At 59.6% G+C, this 2,255-nt stretch carries 4 protein-coding genes; all 4 read right to left on the bottom strand.

Annotated elements, in window-relative coordinates:
* Positions 1-312, bottom strand: a 312-nt coding sequence (locus tag ABX749_RS30210; protein WP_372899308.1) for a hypothetical protein, incomplete at its 3' end; no start/stop codon positions are given.
* Between the two features lie 53 nt (positions 313-365).
* Complete coding sequence (locus ABX749_RS30205; RefSeq protein ID WP_372899307.1) at positions 366-713, bottom strand: Na+/H+ antiporter subunit C; 348 nt, start codon at positions 711-713, stop codon at positions 366-368.
* Positions 714-718: 5 nt separating this feature from the next.
* Positions 719-1,132 carry a Na+/H+ antiporter subunit B gene (locus ABX749_RS30200; protein ID WP_372899306.1) on the bottom strand — a complete coding sequence of 138 codons (414 nt, stop codon included), beginning with the start codon at positions 1,130-1,132 and terminating at the stop codon, positions 719-721.
* A gap of 3 nt (positions 1,133-1,135) precedes the next feature.
* A partial coding sequence (mbhE, locus tag ABX749_RS30195) for a hydrogen gas-evolving membrane-bound hydrogenase subunit E (protein WP_372899305.1) occupies positions 1,136-2,255 on the bottom strand: 1,120 nt, incomplete at its 5' end.

Genomic DNA, 2,255 nt, shown 5'->3' with positions numbered 1-2,255 from the left:
GCAAACGCCCATCAGCAACAGCTGAATCAGCGGATGAAATCCGAAACTCACGCGTCTGTCATTGACCGATGCGAGCGAATACACCGACACTGCGAAAACCATCAGGCCTGCCAACAACACCATGATCGAACTCAACCGATCAGCAACCAGCGTGATACCGAACGGCGCCGGCCAGTTCCCCGCTTGCAACACAAGAATCCCATCTCGGTCCACCAACCACGCCAGCGTGGCGGCGGACAGCAGCAGCCCCGTCGAGCCGACCACGCCGATGACCTTCTGCGCAGGGATGGATTTTAACGACAGCAGCAGCATCACCATCGTGGCCAGGGGCAAAGCGATCGGCAGAATCACGACAGCCTGAGCATTCATGTGTCGGTCGCCTTCAGTTGGTCCAGATCTTCAGTCCCCAGCGTTTGGTAGGTGCGGTAGATCAGCACGAGAGCGAACGCCAGCACCGCGAAACTGATCACAATGGCAGTCAGGATCAGGGCTTGGGGCAACGGATCGGCGACGATCACCAGCGGCCGCGTTTCCCCGTCTGGAATCACCGGGACACGACCACGAACCAGCCCGCCCGCTGTGAAGAGCAGCAGGTTGGCGGCGTGGCTGAGCAGGCCGAGTCCGATCAGCAGCTTGACCACATTTCGGCGCAGCATCATGTAAATGCCTGCCGCATACAGTCCGCCCACGGTGATCGCTAAGAGAATGTCCATGCCGGTTATTCTTCAAGGAGTGAAAAAACGAAGACGAGCGTGACTCCCGTTACCACGCAATAAACGCCGAGGTCGAACAACAGCGGCGTTCCGATGTGCAATTTCCCCAGCCCCTCGGTCGTGATCGTGGTCCACAACCCTGTCAGAAACGGTCGGCCAAAGAACAACGGTGCCACTCCACTGACCAATGCAAACAGCAGCCCCGCACCAATCAGAAAGCGAGGCGGCACCCGAACGATCTGCCGTGCGGCAGCCGCACTGTGTGTCATCGCATAAAGCGCAATGGCACCGCTGGCCAACAGACCGCCCACGAAACCGCCTCCCGGTTCGTTGTGTCCGCGAAGAAACAGAAACACGGACGCCAACAACAGCAGCGGCAACAGGAATCGAATGGCGGTCTTCAGAATGACGGAATCCATCGTTCAAACTCCCTCCGCGTCAGCGGCGCGACCGGCTGTGCTGTCCAACTCCGTCCCAGCGGCGTCGTTCCTCGAGGGCTCTTCGGTCCCTTCCGCAGCATCGTCCTCTCCGTCAACCTGTTTGGGCGGCCGCAGTGTCAACAGCGAATAGACACCGATCGCCGCAATCGCCAGCACGGTGATTTCGCCGAGTGTATCGAGCGCTCGAAAGTCCACCAAAATCACGTTCACCACATTGCGACCATGTGCTTCGGAGACGCTGTGTGCGAGGTAATAATCCGAGATGGGATGATTGGAACGCACGGTCATGGCGAACAGCAATAACACCGTGATCGTCGCGCCGGCCACCACGGCGATCAAGGCGTCTCGGCCACGCGTGGCCGAAGATGACAGACGGCGAAATTCGGGCAGCCGTGAAAACGCCATCACAAACAGAACCACCGTCAACGTTTCGATCACGAACTGAGTCATCGCCAGATCCGGGGCACCAAACAACACAAAGACCCCCGCGACGCAGTAACCCACGACTCCAAGTGCCCCGACCGCGAGCAACCAGGTCTTCGCCCGAACCGCCACGACCGCTGCGGCCAGAATCAGGCAGGCCAACAAGACTTCATGGCCGCGAACATCCAGTGGCATCGGTTCCAGATGCGATCGCAATTCGTCCCCCAACGCCATCCACACACTGGCAACGGTGAGGCCGACCATCGTGAACAAGTAGAATCGCAAGTAGCCGTTCTGCAGCAGCGCCGTTTGACCGCGTGCGAACTGATTGACGGTACGCAGAAGCCAATGATAGACCCGCGATGGCCCGTACTGAATGACACCCTCGAAAAAGTAGAAGTACGGTTTCAGCCGATGCAATTGCCCTCGACGCAGGATCCAGTACAGCGTGATCCCGCCCGCCAACGTCAGCAACGACAACAGCAGCGTCACGTTGACTCCGTGCCACAGCGCTAAATGCACGGACACCGCTCGCCCTGCGATGGCACCACTTCCGGCGGCCAACAGTTCGCTGATGCGTGTCGGCAACAACCCCAACGCCAATCCAGCGATCCCCAGCACGACCGGTGGCCCCCACATCGCCGGACCACCCTCGTGCGCATGCTGGGTGCTTTCGGTT

Source organism: Stieleria sp. (assembly GCF_041595215.1).
In the GTDB taxonomy this organism is placed as follows: domain Bacteria; phylum Planctomycetota; class Planctomycetia; order Pirellulales; family Pirellulaceae; genus Stieleria; species Stieleria magnilauensis.
This window is presented reverse-complemented; position numbering and strand designations above follow the sequence as displayed.